The following is a 17,038-nucleotide window of genomic DNA, read 5'->3' on the forward strand; positions in this document are numbered from 1 at the left end:
AAGAACTTCTTTTCTTACTTTATATATCGGTTGAATAAATGAACATTTGGAACTAAATCATAAATCCTCAATAAAACTAGCACTCCGTTCCGCAGGCGGCTTAGTGTAAAGCGGAAGGTATCGGGGATTTCGGTGGCGTGCTGCTCTGACCAAATCTTCCTGACTCACATCTGGCTTTTTGGCCAACTCATTCAGAAATGTATGGCGCAAATCATGCGGCCGCAGTGGTGAAATTTTTCTACTCTCATCTTTTTGCTCGGCATCATGCCATTTACCAATTTCCTCAAGGATACCGTTTATTCTTCTTGGATGTATTCGTCCGTCAGGTTTCCTTTTCGGCTGCGTGATAACACTCAAGAACAAAGCTTTTGTCTCTCTTGTTTCGTCCTGTGGACGTTCATGCTTCAGGTAATCGGCCAAAGCGTTACGAGCATCTGCAGATAGGTAGACCGTCCCCTCAGTTTTCCCTTTACCGCGCACCTTAACAATCCTGGCTCCGCGGGCAGCAGGCAGAAGATCAGGATCATTTGGTACCACTTGGTCTATGTCAATATTGACCAGCTCCTCACGCCGGAGGCCAGTTGAAAGAAATACATATACCATGGCTCGGTCTCTCTTCGGGCGGGCATAGGATTTTAATTTACTCCGCTCTTCCACCCTATTCCGATCCTCTTTTAGATGAAATCTCTCTAAACGGTCACATATATTTTTGAGAGACAAAATCTGCTGCGGAGTGAGTGTTCGCGGTTCCGGATCCGGAAGCATAATTTCCCGAATGCCCTTCATCGGATCGTGATTGATTAAGTATGGAACCTTTCCTCTTAACCAGGTGATGTATCCAGAAAGCGTGCTTTGGTGATTGTTTACAGTAGATGCTGCATACCCACTACCGCCTTCATCTTCGGGTAAATATAATTGATCAAGCCAGGCGACAACATCCCTTTTCACAAGAGCGGTTACTTTGTCATGGCCATATCTCTCTTCAAAAAACTGAATAAAACGGAGCAGCTGCCGCCGCACTTTCTTTACGTCACTGTGCTGCCCAATTATTTCTTCCTCCATATACTTATCGAACCATAGCATCATGCTATCTTCAGCAGCTTCGTAGGCGCGGAATTTCTTTGCTGTATTATCCATCATGTAACCTCCGTTCCACTAAGGGTCATCACATCATCTTGATCTGTTACGATCTCCTGCTCTCAGATAACGCTCACGAATAGCCTGATCAGGTACCTGGTTCACCAAGCTGTCACCTATTACTTTTGAGAGCTCCTTGGTATCGGCCACTGAACGAATGGACGCCCGAAGAGCAGTATCTTTGTCCACTCTTGTCCAATCCATTTCATAACCGCTATGAGCGGCAAGCTGCCGAATGAACTCCCGCTGGGTACGTCCATTACCCTCACGAAACGGATGAAGAACATTGATCTCCGCCATATAATGAGCAGCGCGATCGCTGAACTGATCAGCAGGCGCATTTAGCAAAAAATTTTCCTTGGCCAGACCGGAAAACAACTCTCGGCCAGCATCCTCTATAAATCTGGAATCTGCAAATGAAAAGGTATCTTTTGCTATATTTTCTTTTCTCAGTTGACCTGCAAACGGGTAAACGTCCTGAAAAAAGTGATAATGTATATTCTGTAGGTGGCCCAGATCAAACTTCCCTCTCATAGGCTTTAAGTACATCTGTGCAATTCGTCGTGAAGATACAATGTCTTCAAATAGACTTAGCTTTTCTTGATCTTGTATGCCAGGTTTATTTTTAAGCACATCAGTTCCTGGATAGGTGTAGATAGATCGCATCATTCCATCACCCTGCGCAGAGCTGCATTCAGAAACTCCTGCTCAGTTAATTCTCCTTTCATCTGTCGCTTGATCAAATCCTGAGCGTCTTCATCCAACACCCTCCCCTCAATGGCCAAGGTTGCGGTAGCGTACTTAATTGCTCGAATAATAATAACAGATTTATCCATATGAATCCCTCTTTTCTTCCGTGCTACGAAATGTTCGAGTTAACCCCTCTCTATTAAATCCTTATACCTCTATTTTACCATAGTTCACCAACAAAACATAGCACAGAAGGGACTTTATGTGCTATGTTTTGTTGATTGCCGTTTTACTGGATAGCATGCCTGCAGAAGAAGATCGGCCACTGTGTGCAGCCGATCTTCTCCTGGGGTGAAGCGACGCATAGGAACGTAGAGCGTCTAAGCCGGGGCGCTCGCCACGGCTTGGACGCTCTCGTTATCCTAGCAGCGGGGCGTACCGGCATTTAGGCGGCGTTTTTCGCCGCCTAAATGCCGTAGCTCCCTTCTATATTTGGTTATTCGCTCATTCGTTTTTCGTAGTCAATGATGCCTTCGAACGTCAACCATTCCGGCTTCTGCCCTTCAGGGAAGGAATTGTGAATCTCCTTCATCCTCTCGATGTGCTCCTTCACACTCCCGCCCCACAGACGGCTCTTGTTCCTGTTTCCATACCCCAGGTAGTAGTCACAGTCACTTCTTAACCTGCCCAGCATCATGTAGTTAAACCTGTGCGGGTTCTCTGCATACTTCGTCTTGAACACCACAACCAAGTCGCTCTTCATTTGGGAACACGGTTCGCCGTCGAAGTTGTTCCCACAGCTATACAATGCGGGCGTATCGCACTTGCCAAGCTCTATGTCCTTCCACAGCGAACCCGTTTCGATGCACTTATAGACGGGTCTGTCCCAGTCGTCTAAACCGATGTATTCCATCGTTCTTACGTTTGCCGTTGCTTCCATTCTTACCAGCTCCATTCTTTTGTGTTCAGCTCTGCCCGAAGTAGTTAAATCTCTTGATTTACTCGCTATAGCGGTGAAGATGTGTTCCATGACATACAATCAGCTCCTTTATCCGTTTTGAGGTGATGTTGGACGTTGCCTGCCGCATGGCTGGCGTCCCCATAGGGGATGATTTTTCCCTTTTGACACTTGCTAGGGATCAGTCTCATAACCAGTTTGTCAAGGGTATCAGCCTCCAAAAACTTTCCGCCCCCAACCAGGGAGTCATCAGGGAAAGTTTTTGGAGCCCCTTGAACGGCTGGCTTGGCGTCTTAGCTTCCGGGCGGTGGAGAGCGAAGCCTGGAGGCTCGGCCGTCCGGAAGGTTAGTCGCCTTGAGAGCTGATACCATGCGGGGGGCAAAAGGGAAAGATCACCTCAATCCAAAGAACCGGCGGCTGCCGGTTCTATCCATGCGTGTATGCCCCTTGGGCATCCGGCGTGCTGCCGGCGGCTTTTGGATCTGCCAGCCGCATAAAACCATTTCCTTACATGTTGTCACAAACCGGTGAACTCCTCGATATTGGACGATTGTAAAAATGTAAACCAACGCTTCCGTTTGATTTCACAACCCCAAACGCCTGGTTTTCTCTTTTATGAGATTCCGAGCGGCTGCCAACACATGAGTCACTGCAGTAAGCAGGATTGTGATTGTTTACTTATTCATTCTTTTAATCGTCAACCAATTGAACATGGAGCCAAAAGGTTTGTTAATTGCCCTTGTGGCGGCTGTTGGATTTCTTCAAGCGGTTTTCTTTGGAAAGCTTTATGGGACTTGCCCTTACTGCAACTACCGTATCCGTGGTATTACCCATAGAACAGCTGCTGTTACCTGTAAAGCGTGTAGATCTCGTGTTATAATCCATGGGGAAGATTTATTGAGACCATTAGGCAGACTAACAAAATGGTAATAGACCAGAGTAAAAGGCTTGGACGATATACATCCAAGCCTTTATAATGATTATCCTTCTCTTTTTGAAGCATTCAGATACACCGACCTAATTTCCAAAACTTCTTTTCCCTCGGAACCAAGCTTCGACCTCGTTTTTGACAACCTCTCTTTTTAACAAAGCAAGAATATCTTTTAATTCGCCATCCGAAGGAATCATAAATTTCTCAGGATCAGAAAGACTCCTCGGAGCAAATTCTTCAATAAACCTCATTTGTAAATAGTCGCAAGCGATATTTAACAATACATCTGGATACTTTTTACTAAACAACTCAACTTTCGGAATATGACGGAACTCTAGCTCTCCTTCCGGCCCAACTTCATGTGAACTGACTGACATTGCAACACCATATTTATTTAACTTAATTAAGCTAATAAGTTGCCAAGAAGATTGCTTTGAGTTTATGTACTTTGTTTGATCGCAAATAAAGCATGGCAAATTATTGAAATTAAATGAGCCGAATCCTTCACATACGGGACATTGAATTATTTCATAATCTTTGTCAAATAAGACTTTATCACCTTTAACCTCAAATATAACTCCGTCCCCCGCATGCAGATTAAGATATTCCCTAATTTCCTTTGGTACAGTAAGCTGTCCTTTACTTGTCATAGTAGACTTAAACATCGAACCACTCCTTACTTTTCCTTACGACTATAGTAAGGAAAAGTAAGGAGTTTGTCAACGTAAAACTCGTCTCAGATCGGGTAATAACTTTACAACTTATAATGAATACGATGTCTTGTAAGCGATAAAGCTAATACTGAAGGAGGGCAAACATGAAGAAATACTCCGTGGTTGAATGTTGCGACCATTTGGAATGCGGGTACAATAAAATCACTCCAATCATTGATACCATTTCCTTGGATTCCGCCTACACGACTGCCAACGAATTGAATAGAACTTCAATTAAGCACTGCCCCTTATGCGGGAACCTGCTAGGATATTTTCCAGAGCAAGAAGATGAGTGAAATGAAAAACACCCCTACTCAAAAGTAGAGGTGTTTTTCGAGGCCCACCACGGGGCATTTTCTGAAATTCCGAGGCCCACCATGGGGCATTTGTTATGATTCCGTTTATTTATTGTCTTCATTCTATCTTATATTGTCCGGAATGTCAATACCTTTTTAACTGGTTAATCCATCTTCTCCAGAAGGCTGCTCCCACGCTTCAATGGCAGCCTGAATCTTTGCATACCCCTCTTTGCGAACCTCTTCCCTGCTCTTAACGATTTCGAGGGTTGCTCGATCAACTTCGGCTTTAGCGTTAATCCAATCGATTAACAATTGGTATCGGTTAACGCCAGGTTTAGCAAAAAGCTTTCGTGATATTGTAAACTGACGTGTATCATTATAAAGCTGGTAAATGAGTTCGTCCTTTGTATTCTGAATTGTAATGACTGGTCGATGAAGGTGATCAAACTGCACATCCGGATCTTGAAATTCGGGCAATGTATCTTTAAAGCTGTCGCGTATGAATTCATTGAAAAGCGTCGCTTCATGTAAACCATATATACGAAATCCGTCTTTTATCCGGAGCTGCTGATCCTTTGAGAGCTTTGCAATTTCTCTCCTTCCTGTGCCATGATTATAATGTCGGACTGCTTGTAGTCGTTTCCTGCTAATGCTTATTATTTGATCCATTAATACAACTGTTTCTCCACCGAGAAAATCAACATGGCCAATATTAAATGTCAGACCTGTCTCCAGTGTAGATTCCGGTTTGAAGCTCGTTGTAGGAATAACACTTATATTGTCCCTCTTCCTATGCTCTTCCCAAACAATTGCATAATGAACATCGTCTAATTCTGTACCGAGTCCTGCAAAGTTTACCCTAACGATCATAAACTGACTGGCCTTCGGCAAATGTAAACCATTATCATCTTTTCGTATATGATTTTTGGCTGATTCGACATACCGGCTTATTCTATTCAATGTATCTTCCCTAGTAAACTGTGCCATGCCGGTATCGTCAGTTATTTGAGTCAATTTTTTCGTAATAATTTTTATCTGGCGATCTTTCATTAAATGTTGATTTAAGGCAAGCAGCTCATCACGTTCAGATGGCGGTAAATCGAGCAGATCCCGGAGGAAATCTTCAAGCAATTACTTCACTTCTTCCCTACTATATTTCCCTTAATATATCATATTATCCTTCCCAAAAGATCCCCGGTAACTAAAAATTATCCTTTTCCGCTTTTCGCAGCATCCCAATGCACCGATCAAGATCCGCTTTGACCTGTTTTTTGTATAAAGCAGCCTTTTCCCTGCCTTCGTCCGTGAAATTGTACATAACAATTTCCTGGAAATCGACGCGCGGATCCCCCTTCTTTAATTTTTTCGTTCGATACAGAATTCCTTCCTGAACCAGCTCATGCAAAGCACGGTAAACCTCACTTTGCGGAGGGATATACCCAAACTCCTTAAATTGAAATTTCATATCCTCAAGCATCTGGTATCCATAGCCCCAATGCTTTTCCACCAACGTCAGTAAATACAATTTGATAAATGCCCTCTGGGCAATCATAAAAGCCACTACTCTTCCCCATTTCTAACCATGTGGATCTATTTTGAATTGAGCGGGATCTCTTCAATAAGAGACGCATCAGAGTTTTTTACATTCCCTACCAACTTGGAAACCGGATAACATATCATCTGTTTCGCCGGCAGCGGAACCAAGAGTTCCTGAACAATCTTCTTGTCCCTTACCTCTGGGTCCAACCAAACGCTCACGGCCTCAACGTCTAAAATGACCGGCATCCGATCATGAATATCTTTAACCAGCTCATTAGGTGTTGTTGTGATAATCGTACAGCTTCGAATTATTTCTCCATCTTCAGGATTCTCCCACTGATCGAATAAGCCGGCGAAGCCGTATACCCTTTTCGACTCCAGCTGGAAACGAAACGGCTGCTTATCCTTCCCTTCTTTTTTCCACTCGTAAAATCCGTCAGCAGGAATGACGATTCGGTTACTCGAAAGAAGATCGCGGAATGCCCGCTTACTCTGAAGAGTCTCAGCACGAGCATTGAACATGGTATAGCCACTCTTCATGTCCTGGGCCCAAAATGGAATAAGCCCCCAACGATACCCTTCCAGCACACGCCCTCCATTTCGATGGGAAATGGCGGCAATGGTTTGGGTTGGAGCCACATTATATCGAGGCTTATATTCATAATCAACACGTTCAACGGAGAAACCCTCAATGACTTCTGATTCATCAGCTACCAAAGTGAAACGGCCGCACATGCTTATCTCCCCTTTCGCTTCAACCGGTTAATTTAAATTACACCTACTTAACAGGTTGTCCTGAATGTAACTCCATTATAATAGTAGAAACTCATCCTGAAAAATAGAAACGGCCACTGTCCAAAGACAGCAGCCATACCGATTTATCTGCCCCGATCAAGTTGCAAGCTCTTATCCCGCATGTTTCTGAAAAACTCATTTAATACTTCTGGCTTCTGTTCCTTCAATCCATCCATCATCCGATCCCTATGGACTCTGCTGATATCATCATTCCGGAAAAGTGCGGTATGCGTTAAATTGTCTCCCTTCAGCTTGTACTCCATCCGCTCATCGTTTTTCCCGTGTTCGTTTTGGAGGAGCTTCCAGGAGCTGATCTCCTTGCCCAAATGTTCGACCTGTATGAGTTTCGGCATATGCTCCGTATGTTGTTTAATGACATCAGCCAAGTCGTTTAATTTTCCATCAACCGGTCCGATAGGCTCGGCAGCAATTAAGCGGGCGCTTTGAAGATTATCCCCCATCATGATACTGGCCAGCTGTCGTGGGCTATTTGTATCGATTCTATCTGCCTGGGGATTTGTTTTCTCGTAAGCAACAAATTCAACACCGTGACCATGGTCGTAACAAAGCACATTCCATTCTTTATCGTTTCCGACCTTGTATGTATGGTTCATGTTCGGCTGCATGCTTCCAAGTGATTCACTCAGTTTTCCATGGGCCTGATCGGCTGCATCAAGCCGTTCTTTACGTTCTTTCATCCAGCTGCGATCGGGGCGAGAAGTACTCTCGGGTTCGGCTTGAAGAGAAGCCGGCTGGGCTTCGATACGGGAAGACCCTCTCACGTCCTCTATACGCTCCACTTCTTTCTTCGGATTCATGCCTCGATCAGAAAGAGCTCGCAGCTCCACGGCATCCATTTGGCTAACACTTCTCAGTTCTTGCAAAGAACGGCAGTTTTCAAACAGCTCTCTGGAAACAACGACTCCGGCTTCTTTACTTAGTGCCTTATCGATGCTCACGTTAATTGTCTCTAGGTTACCAGTTTGAAGGTTTCGTACTTGCATCTCAACATGATCGTATTCTTTAACGGTCGGACGCGCCTTGATTGTTCGCCGCTGCTCTTTTAAATAATCTCTAATTTCTTTAGCATAGTCGTGTGCTTTATTAAGCATACGGTATGGCACTTTAGTGGGAAACCTGGTAGCTCTCGACGGTAGCTCTACGTTTGTTTGCCGATAGGATTCAATAGCAAAATCCCGATCGTTGACAGCCAATGATCGGTAGCTTTCTATAACAAAATCTCTCGGCTGCTGATTACGTCCTCCAGTTTCTGGACCTCGGTATGATTCAATCACAAAATCCTTTTCTGCCACACTATTCACCCTCTTTTTATTTTCATATAGACATCGCGCTATTTGCCTATTGAATCCATGATAAAGCAATGTGTCTATAGGTGTAAATAACTATTTACATTTTGGAGTATTTACGCTTAACACATCTACAATCAATACCCTATTAATATGGAAAACAGGAAAATCATTCTGATTGTTTAGATATCCTATTCTATGTATATAATATATAGGAACATATGTTCTTTAAAAGGAAGGAGATACCTGAATGATTGACTACTCAAAACTTCCACACAACAGGGTACTCTGTATCGATATGAAAAGCTTCTATGCATCCGTTGAGGCCGTAAACCAAGGTTTGGACCCGCTTACCACCCTGCTTGCTGTTGTAGGTGATAAAAACCGGCCAGGCAGCGTCGTGCTCGCAGCTTCACCAGTGCTCAAAAAAGAGTTTGGTATCCGAACCGGCAGCCGGCTTTACGAGATCCCGCCCGATCCCAGAATCCGGATCGTGAATGCTCGTATGGGCCTGTATCTGGATACTTCAATGCAAATCACGAATTTATTAAACCAGTATGCGCCAAAAGAAGCCATTCACACCTACTCCGTGGACGAGTCATGGGTAATCTGTGATGGCCTCGAACAGATATTTGGCAGCGCTCGTGATATCGCCAGGTTGATTCAAGAGGATATAAAGCTGCAAACCGGGCTCCCCTGCGCAATCGGCATCGGTCCCAACAAACTGCTGGCAAAGATGGTCCTGGACATCCATGCGAAGAAAAAGGGCATTGCAGAGTGCAAATATGAAGATATTCCAAAGCTGCTTTGGCCCACGCCGATTGAGGACGTATGGGGTATTGGCCACAGGATGAAACGTAATCTGAACCGTATGGGCATTTACATACTGGAGGACTTGGCAAAATGCTCCCTCGCCAAGCTCAAACAAAAATATGGGGTGATGGGCGAACAGCTTTATTATCATGCCTGGGGAGTGGATCTGTCCCCGATCTTCGTCGATCCTTCCGCTGAAATGCGTAAAGGATTTTCTAACGGTATCACTCTTATGAGGGATTACAACAAAGATGAAGTGCCCACTGTGATCTATGAGATTACGGATCACTTGGCATCACGTATGCGCGAAATAAACGCAGCATGCCGGACCGTATCCCTCTCTTTTGGGTACAGTAAGCATGAGCTTAAAAAGGGCTTCAGCCGCTCCTTCACGCTCCCTGAAGCAACCAATGTATCAAAGCGGCTTTATGATACCTGCATAGCACTATACAGCCAGGCCAACGTGATGGGGAAAATACGCACCGTACATGTCGCCGTATCCAACCTGGTCAGTGATGATGCCATTCAGTTGGACCTATTTTCAGGTCCACAGGACGAAAAGCTACGGCTGCTTGGCTCAGCCATCGATGCGATTCATGCGCGGTTCGGCGGGGCTTCTGTGTTTAGGGCATGCTCTCTGACGGATGCCGGCACTCATTTGGGACGTACTCAGAAAATCGGAGGGCATTTTCAATGATTAGAGATCGCGGACATAAAAAGTGGGCTTCGCTAATGCTACCAGAACATAAAGATCGTCTTCAGAAGTGGGCTTATGCCCAAGATGATATTACAATGCCAACCCTGGACGATGATCAACTGCAAGAGCTCAATGATCGAATATCTATTAGCCTGCAGGATGCCAGAATAGTCGAAATCACCTATTATAGCAATAAGCGCTTCGTAAGCATCCGGGGTGTCATCAAACGATGTGATCCATTAGCCGGGTATCTTTTACTGGAGGAACCAAATGGAGATCTGAATCGGATTCAATTGGTATTCATAAAAGAAATGAACCTGTTGTAGCAGTTATGATGGAGCAGCAGCGGAGCTGACCGGATCTCATTAGGAACATGGAGCGCCTCGCGCCAGTCTGCTCCCCTTCAGCTCATGACGCGGTCTTCAGCGGTGACCCTGGATGTCCCGGACGGTACGTAAGAGAAATGAATCGTTGCGCGGTCATACAGACCGATGTATATCTATCCTCTCACCCCATCAAGTACCAGTGATAGATGATTTCCGCTATGGTACGGTATAGGGGGGTGAAATCAATGTATGTAGATCCAATGTTACTTGTAGACTGTCCGGCCCCCTTCGAATCCGACCAGCATATTGGAGAATTGAAATTAGACGGCATCCGCGGAATCCTGGATATTGATCATACCACACGGCTATATACTCGGCACCGCAACGAAATTACCTCCCGCTTTGAGGAGATCACTTCTGCAGCATCAAACGCCACAGCCAGACACACAGTCTTGGACGGAGAGTTTTTTGTAAGTGATCCGGATACTGGAGCTCCCAATTTTGCTGCGACCATGAGCCGTTTTTCCTCCAAGCGATTTGGCCCCAAGACAGCTGGGCTCACCTATGTCGCGTTCGATATCCTTACCTATAAAGGCAAAGACACAAAGTCCCTGCCCCTCATGGAACGTAAAGCTATCCTGGAAGAGGCTATCAAGGAGAATGACGTGATAAAGAAAATTCGTTACACGGAGCATGGCTTCACAACATTCTTTGACTTGTGTAAGCAGCATCAATTGGAAGGTATCGTCCTAAAGAAGAAAGACAGCAAGTATTATGCTGGAAAACGACCTCCTGGAGTATGGCAGCGTATTGTTGTTTTCCAACGTGAGGAATGCTATATCACGGGGTATTCCAAGAAAGACGTGTCCTGGCTGCTGGGGATGGATCGTGGAGGGCGAATCGTACCCGTAGGAGCTGTTAAATACGGCATAACAGGACCGATTGGCAAAACCACCTTTCCGCAACTGAAGAAACTAACCCTGCGGGAAACGAAGGACTATGCTTATGTAGAGCCGCTTATCAAGGTAGGTGTCAGATTCCGTCATTGGAATAAGGATGGATCGATGCGTCTGCCAGTTGTGGAACGATTAATTCAACAAGTTGTTTAGGTACTTAAATGCCGCCATTATGATGGCGGCATATTTTATAAAAAAAGAGTATTCGGATTTTATGGTGGAAACAAAAGATTCAATTTCCAGTGTTGTTTTGCTGTTTCAGTTCTTCGATTAACGCACGTTCTTGTTCTTTATGCCACTCCTTTTCACTATCTATATATTTTTTATGTCTTTCATATAAATCTGCGTATTGCTTAAAAGTTGAGTTTCTTAGAATTACTGTTGCTCCACATTTTGTAGCTACAATATTAGCAAAGGACTCATCAATGAAAGGAAATGCTAGCGATTCATCACTTACAAACTCATAACTAAATGTATCTTTTATTGGACTTTTACGTGCCAGTCCACCAGCATAATAAAGCATTCCAAGTTGCACCAAACAGTATTTAACTTTTGTGCTTTCATCCAATTTAATACACTCTCCTGCTCATTTACTGGAAATAATGGATTTCGTCAAAGTGTTATGTGTGGACATAGACATCCCCCCCACTAATTTCTCCTCTTCATTTCATTGACATACCGTTCAATATCCTCAAGAGCATACTTCTGCAGCATGCAGTACATTTCAAACTGCTCGTAACTTTTTCCGGTCAGGTAACTTTTAAAATGATCAATCCCTTTCTCGGAGATCATTTGAGCAGGATCTTCTCCTTCAGGAAGCTCACCGACCCATGTTTGAACGCCGGTATCGATCAACATACGCCCTGCAGCTAAAGCACCTTCACGGCCAGCTTGGTCCCCATCGAACAATAGCACAGCTTTATCTGTCTTTCTATGTATCAAGCGTGCGTGCTTACTGGTAAATTTACCTGAACCTCCTGGATTGGTTCCGTTAAGGATTCCATGGCTCTCGGCAACCAGTTGATCAATAAACGACTCATAGATTGTAACGAGTTGGTCACTTTTTATAAAGTCATACCCGCCCAGGAAGGGAATATCTCCATAAAGATACTGGTGTTTGATGCCTGCACGAGAATCATCTACCGCACGGCCGTAGAGATCTACAACCTTCCCAAACATATATATCGGCAGGACAGCCCGGTAAAAAAAGCGGTCCAATCCCCTATTGTTTAATAACTTGAATTCCTGGAGTTCTTCCTTCGTGAACCCTTGCCTTACTAAATGATTCCGGAGCTCACGCCCTCCAGGCGCATAGCCGGCTTTATATTTTTTGAGGACTTCAATGGAAATCCCCCGTGACAGAAAATAATCAAAGTTGCCTTGGTTATGATAAAACTCCGCAGCCAGCGCCAAGGCTTCCTCTTTTCTCCGCTGCTTACTATTCACTTGGTCATCCGGCAGCGGCATGCCTGCCATATCAACTAATTCCAAAACAGCTTCATGGAAAGTTTTGCCTACAACATTCCGGAGGAAATGAATGGCGTTTCCACCTGTTTGGCAGGATCCGCATTTGTAGGTCTGTGTGGCTTTCTTAATGCGGCCATTATCAAAATCCTTCTTACCACAACAGAAGTCTGCAATATAATAATGGTTTTCGCCCGAGCCTGCTTTAACCCGTACACCATGCTTTTCCATAAGTTGCATCATGTCCACTTGTTCCAAGAGCTGGTCTATGAATTTCTCCGAAAAATGTATGGCCATGACTATTCCCTGCTTTCTTCCTTACGCTTATCCTTTAACTTTTGATGCAGATATTCATAAACACCGGGCTCCTGAAAGATAAGCTCACGGATGTCTGGCGGAATCTTACCAGCTTTAAAAATAATATTATTGGGATCGTCCTGAAGCACTGCTGCTAACTGCAGTAATTTTTCTTCAGATGGTGGAGAAACACTTCCCTTTTCAATCTTGCTCAAATAGGATGTCGTTATACCAACTTTCATTGCCACATCCGCCTGATTAAACCCGATCGATTTTCGTAGATTCTTGATGTATTCACCAAATCTCATATCGTACCACCTTTTAATACAACTTAATATTCATTAAGTGTCCTTACGCCTCGATCCGAAGAAGACAAGGTATACTCCCAACCAAAAAAGAATCAATATCAGCGTTCCTGAAGCATAGTATTCAGGCCAGAAAATAACGAGGCACGGTATGATTACTAGGAATGATATTACAACACACCATTCAAATTGGCTCTTATTTTTCATACAGCCTCCATATTCAATGAATTACATTGTTATTTACAAAAAGTGAGAAAGCGTTCATTTCATTTACAACCTCCTATTCAATAGGATTCATCAACCACCATAAAAAGTTGTTACATGGCCGCATTTACATGTTAATTTGACTTCCTCAACATCATTAGGACCGACTGGATAAGAACTATTAGATCGGGAGACGCCGCCCTCCTCTTCTATGACATTAAGTGCAGTATTGATCGTTGCTATTTTCTTAAAACAGGTTTTACATTGAACTTCTTTCATTCTCTGCATGCATACCATCCTTTCTTACAACCGCGTAGCTGCGCCGTATAGATGTGCCGAGATCTGAGCGAATCTCCTCCGGATTGGAGGCAGCGGGGTGTTGCCGGGCGCTCACTTTCGGCTCGTGACTGCGCCTGCAGAGGTCCGAATGTGCTGGCCACATCATTAGCCGCATCATTGGAACTGCCCGGCATCCCGATGATATTTATTTCAAAATTGTTGCATAAACCTTTTTAACTATCATACATTTCTCTAAATTATCCCTATAATTATTAGTTGTCATTACATATATGGCCTCATCAATCAGGTCTATACGATCCTTGATTAAATTTATTTCTATTGCTCCATGTAAATGTATATCAGAGCGTAATCGCTCTCCCCTGGCTTTTAAATCATTAACAAGCCACTCTTGTTCAGTGTGATCAATACTAGGAAACCGGCTGAAAATTTGTTTAATCTTTTTGTTCCTAAAATAGTCTAACATAGGGGGCTGGTCCTCCATTCAACTAAGGTTGGTGCCTCATTTTGATTATTTATAGTAGGACAACGTTCTTTCCCGTACGTTAGATTCTTTGAAGCCTTCTAAGATCGCTTGAATCCTTTCGGCCTTGACTTCGATAGAATCACCTGTCTTCATGATCCCCATAATCAGGTAAAATCCTTTCCGGTACGGATCTTCGTTTTGCTTCAACTTCAAAAAATACTCTTTGGCCCATTGTTTCATATCATGATCTACATTTGGGTCATCCGGATTAGAATGGCTGCTAATATAACTGTCAATGTCGACATGGAAAGTAATATGATCCGGTAAAGAATCATCTGTCAAAAGATAAGTAACAAGCTTGTTTTCACCATTTACAGACAGAATTCCTTCTTCCACCTCCATAATAGGTGTGCCATCCTCCAGGAAGACTTCACTCTCTTGCCGCTGTAATTCAAAAAGCTTATTTAATTCGCCTACACTCAATGCCATAATAGCGCTCGCTCCTTATCTCATTTAATATCTACAATGTTAAACACATGCTTTCCCAATTTATCCGCCAACTTTTAACGATCCTGCAGGATAAATATAATCCGAACCTTGCTTGTGTCCCGTATTGTACGCTGCCCGTGTCTGACTCACAAAATCAGGCATCTGAATTGTGAATTTGCTCATGCCCGGAATCTTATTCACTTCCTCAATGAGGATGGGATCAACGATAATGGCTAGTTCCCAGCCGTTGGCTTTAACTTGTTGGTCAAATTTCCAACGCAAACCGTCCAGAAATCCCCGAATGTATTCATCGCGATATTTCGGCCTATTCTCGGGTTTGATGCGTTTTCCCTGCTTCTTTATGTACTCCCGTGCGTGATGCATGATAGCCTTCTCTGCGTGGTGGTGAACGGCGTCAGCTATCTCAATATCTTCAGCAAACCCTACCAACATGTGAGCATAAAATTTCTTACCGCCGCGCTCTCCCCTGAAGCTCCGATACCAGTTACATTTGAAGTTTTTCGCAATGATCCGCGTTAGATCCTCACGCCACCAGCTGGAAAGACCCTCCGATTTGACTTCCCGATAAACAATCTCACGTTGAGCAGCTGGAGGCAATTCCCCCAGCGCCTCAAGGTCAATGCCGTGTTGGATAGCAAGTCGCTGGGCATTGAGAAACGCACTCTGCGCTTCCTCAGCAGTCCCGGCACCCTTGGATAGTTTGAGGGCCTTTGCGATTTTACGTTCAACATCGTTCATACTGCACGTCCTCCATTTCGATTTAAAAAGTTCCAATGCTCTAAAATTCCCTCGCATAGGCGATGTGCTTACTTGATGTCGTCCTTCGGGACCAAACGTATGTCCCCTTTCCTATGCGTTCATTTTAATAAAAGTTGAATTGAAATTCAATTCAATTTTTAGATCATATAAGCGCACATTCATGAAAGAAGATGGGGCCCAGAGCATTTCATCGGGCCACTCTCCCCTTCTTTTATGCAGCATATAAGATGAAACGTCTCGTTCTTACGGATTCAACTCCGATGTTCTGATCCGCTTTCCTGGTTAATGCAATATTTCAGTTTTCGATCAACGTCTTTAAAAACTCATCAAGCCCTTCCCGCTCAAAAGGAGCAACGTTCAGCAAGTCTGCTCCGGCCCACTGTTCCCAATTTATATACAAATCAATTTCAGTTGCTCCCATCGATAAATCTGTATCCGAGCAATCGTAAAATTTCTTTAATACTGTAATGACTTCTGTTTGGTCCATACCGTAAGCCATATCAATTTCAGAACCTTTGTGCTGGATATAAGCGATCAGTGCATTCATGGTCTCTTCTGCATATGGTCCGCGGAAAAAGAAAAGCCTTGTCTCCTGATCATATGTGTGTGTCAAGACGAATGTATGTTGCTCTTTATCCTTAATCGTTTCAGCATGCTTCAGTTCTTCTACCAGCAGATCTGTTCTGCTAGGAGTTTGCTCGTGATGGCACGTTTGTACTTCGGAAGGAATTTTACTTAGATCAACAAACACCTTCCAATTCTCTACTGTGAGATCCTTTGTATTAAGCTCTACTCTGGTAATAGAAAAAATGCCGAACCGATTGAGAATGTTGTCTTCAGGAATCATGTCACCGTAACGTAAAAAAGCAGATATTGCTTGATCACTAGTCGGCTCGACCTCTAGATCAGTAGAGAGTAATGCAGCGAACGGGATGTAGCCATTGGCGAGTGGTGTTTCCAGGCTAATATCCTCCAGCACCAGAATGCGACATGCATCCTGATAAATATATCCAAGCGCCATTCCCTTCGAATCGATTATATCTTCTTTAACCTTATCTAAAGCCATTTCTGGCTGAGGGATGAACTGCCCATAAACAACCTTTAATGATAGCGTATGATCTTCAGGCTCAATATCCTGCAGCCTTGCACCATTACCGAATTTATGGAGGCTGTTTACTTCCACTGCATCTATTATGATTTTCGTACCATTCAATTCCATAAGAGCATATTGCAACTGTCCCACCTTACCTTTCACTCACCATTTTTTCTGACACTCTTCCTTCTTTGAAAGAAGGAAAATATCCATACTATACTCCCTACTACATATAAAGGGAAAACAATCAAAATTAATACTACGGTAAATATAAAACCTTCTAGGGAGAAACCGGCCGCAGTACCGGGTGGATCACAAACTAAAGCGATTAAATAGATGACTACGCCAGCACGATAAATTTTAAACGGAGTAAGGTAAGAATTAATCCTCGCTGCAGAAAGCAGCACTATCATGACAATTAAAAATATCACTGGTGTTAAAGCCATCATTGTTTCGTAGGACATATGCTCCTCCTATAGCAA

General features: G+C 43.8%; 21 protein-coding genes. 3 read left to right on the forward strand and 18 right to left on the reverse strand.

What is annotated here, in order from left to right:
• Positions 1-57: 57 nt before the first annotated feature.
• The 9 genes from ACE5KN_RS28280 to ACE5KN_RS28320 form a co-directional block, all read right to left on the reverse strand.
• A complete protein-coding gene (locus ACE5KN_RS28280; protein WP_375533223.1) occupies positions 58-1,137 on the reverse strand; it encodes a tyrosine-type recombinase/integrase in 1,080 nt (359 codons plus the stop codon).
• A gap of 33 nt (positions 1,138-1,170) precedes the next feature.
• Positions 1,171-1,803 carry a Fic/DOC family protein gene (locus ACE5KN_RS28285; protein WP_375533224.1) on the reverse strand — a complete coding sequence of 211 codons (633 nt, stop codon included), beginning with the start codon at positions 1,801-1,803 and terminating at the stop codon, positions 1,171-1,173.
• Positions 1,803-1,973, reverse strand: a complete 171-nt coding sequence (locus ACE5KN_RS28290; RefSeq protein WP_375533225.1) for an antitoxin VbhA family protein — start codon at positions 1,971-1,973, stop codon at positions 1,803-1,805. The genes ACE5KN_RS28285 and ACE5KN_RS28290 overlap by 1 nt, the downstream gene beginning before the upstream one ends.
• A 350-nt stretch (positions 1,974-2,323) precedes the next feature.
• A complete protein-coding gene (locus tag ACE5KN_RS28295) occupies positions 2,324-2,857 on the reverse strand; it encodes an LPD11 domain-containing protein (RefSeq protein ID WP_375533226.1) in 534 nt (177 codons plus the stop codon).
• Between the two features lie 945 nt (positions 2,858-3,802).
• The gene (locus ACE5KN_RS28300) at positions 3,803-4,381 is read right to left on the reverse strand and encodes an AbrB/MazE/SpoVT family DNA-binding domain-containing protein (RefSeq protein ID WP_375533227.1); all 579 of its coding nucleotides are present in this window, start codon (positions 4,379-4,381) and stop codon (positions 3,803-3,805) included.
• A 500-nt stretch (positions 4,382-4,881) separates the two neighbouring features.
• A complete protein-coding gene (locus ACE5KN_RS28305; protein ID WP_375533228.1) occupies positions 4,882-5,859 on the reverse strand; it encodes a hypothetical protein in 978 nt (325 codons plus the stop codon).
• 70 nt (positions 5,860-5,929) lie between these two features.
• Complete coding sequence (locus tag ACE5KN_RS28310; protein ID WP_375533229.1) at positions 5,930-6,289, reverse strand: replication termination protein; 360 nt, start codon at positions 6,287-6,289, stop codon at positions 5,930-5,932.
• 29 nt (positions 6,290-6,318) lie between these two features.
• Entirely contained in the window at positions 6,319-7,002 is a 684-nt protein-coding gene (locus ACE5KN_RS28315; protein WP_375533230.1) for an SOS response-associated peptidase, read from the reverse strand.
• A 143-nt stretch (positions 7,003-7,145) separates the two neighbouring features.
• Positions 7,146-8,375 (reverse strand): hypothetical protein, encoded by a 1,230-nt coding sequence (locus ACE5KN_RS28320; protein ID WP_375533231.1) that lies wholly within the window; start codon positions 8,373-8,375, stop codon positions 7,146-7,148.
• A 244-nt stretch (positions 8,376-8,619) separates the two neighbouring features.
• Here ACE5KN_RS28320 and ACE5KN_RS28325 point away from each other — a divergent pair, with 244 nt between their 5' ends.
• The 3 genes from ACE5KN_RS28325 to ACE5KN_RS28335 all read left to right on the forward strand — a co-directional run bounded on the left by ACE5KN_RS28325 (position 8,620) and on the right by ACE5KN_RS28335 (position 11,314).
• Positions 8,620-9,879, forward strand: a complete 1,260-nt coding sequence (locus ACE5KN_RS28325) for a Y-family DNA polymerase (RefSeq protein ID WP_375533232.1) — start codon at positions 8,620-8,622, stop codon at positions 9,877-9,879.
• The gene (locus ACE5KN_RS28330) at positions 9,876-10,205 is read left to right on the forward strand and encodes a YolD-like family protein (protein ID WP_375533233.1); all 330 of its coding nucleotides are present in this window, start codon (positions 9,876-9,878) and stop codon (positions 10,203-10,205) included. The genes ACE5KN_RS28325 and ACE5KN_RS28330 overlap by 4 nt, the downstream gene beginning before the upstream one ends.
• A 245-nt stretch (positions 10,206-10,450) precedes the next feature.
• Complete coding sequence (locus tag ACE5KN_RS28335; protein ID WP_375533234.1) at positions 10,451-11,314, forward strand: ATP-dependent DNA ligase; 864 nt, start codon at positions 10,451-10,453, stop codon at positions 11,312-11,314.
• 79 nt (positions 11,315-11,393) lie between these two features.
• On the opposite strand, the gene ACE5KN_RS28340 is transcribed toward ACE5KN_RS28335, so the two are convergent.
• The 9 genes from ACE5KN_RS28340 to ACE5KN_RS28380 all read right to left on the reverse strand — a co-directional run bounded on the left by ACE5KN_RS28340 (position 11,394) and on the right by ACE5KN_RS28380 (position 17,020).
• Positions 11,394-11,729: a hypothetical protein gene (locus tag ACE5KN_RS28340; protein WP_375533235.1), complete on the reverse strand. Its 336-nt coding sequence runs from the start codon at positions 11,727-11,729 to the stop codon at positions 11,394-11,396.
• A gap of 80 nt (positions 11,730-11,809) precedes the next feature.
• Positions 11,810-12,922, reverse strand: coding sequence for a CHC2 zinc finger domain-containing protein (locus ACE5KN_RS28345; RefSeq protein WP_375533236.1), 1,113 nt, complete (start codon positions 12,920-12,922; stop codon positions 11,810-11,812).
• A 2-nt stretch (positions 12,923-12,924) separates the two neighbouring features.
• On the reverse strand, positions 12,925-13,230 hold the full coding sequence (locus ACE5KN_RS28350) for a helix-turn-helix domain-containing protein (RefSeq protein ID WP_375533237.1): 306 nt from the start codon (positions 13,228-13,230) through the stop codon (positions 12,925-12,927).
• Between the two features lie 294 nt (positions 13,231-13,524).
• On the reverse strand, positions 13,525-13,719 hold the full coding sequence (locus ACE5KN_RS28355; RefSeq protein ID WP_375533238.1) for a hypothetical protein: 195 nt from the start codon (positions 13,717-13,719) through the stop codon (positions 13,525-13,527).
• 196 nt (positions 13,720-13,915) lie between these two features.
• Positions 13,916-14,194, reverse strand: a complete 279-nt coding sequence (locus ACE5KN_RS28360) for a hypothetical protein (RefSeq protein WP_375533239.1) — start codon at positions 14,192-14,194, stop codon at positions 13,916-13,918.
• Positions 14,195-14,239: 45 nt separating this feature from the next.
• Complete coding sequence (locus ACE5KN_RS28365; protein WP_375533240.1) at positions 14,240-14,683, reverse strand: hypothetical protein; 444 nt, start codon at positions 14,681-14,683, stop codon at positions 14,240-14,242.
• 60 nt (positions 14,684-14,743) lie between these two features.
• Positions 14,744-15,442, reverse strand: a complete 699-nt coding sequence (locus tag ACE5KN_RS28370; protein WP_375533241.1) for a DUF2786 domain-containing protein — start codon at positions 15,440-15,442, stop codon at positions 14,744-14,746.
• Positions 15,443-15,758: 316 nt separating this feature from the next.
• A complete protein-coding gene (locus ACE5KN_RS28375) occupies positions 15,759-16,718 on the reverse strand; it encodes a hypothetical protein (protein WP_375533242.1) in 960 nt (319 codons plus the stop codon).
• Positions 16,715-17,020, reverse strand: coding sequence for a hypothetical protein (locus tag ACE5KN_RS28380; RefSeq protein WP_375533243.1), 306 nt, complete (start codon positions 17,018-17,020; stop codon positions 16,715-16,717). The genes ACE5KN_RS28375 and ACE5KN_RS28380 overlap by 4 nt, the downstream gene beginning before the upstream one ends.
• Between the last annotated feature and the right edge of the window lie 18 nt (positions 17,021-17,038).

This window comes from Paenibacillus terreus (assembly GCF_042138595.1).
In the GTDB taxonomy this organism is placed as follows: Bacteria; Bacillota; Bacilli; order Paenibacillales; family Paenibacillaceae; genus Paenibacillus; species Paenibacillus terreus.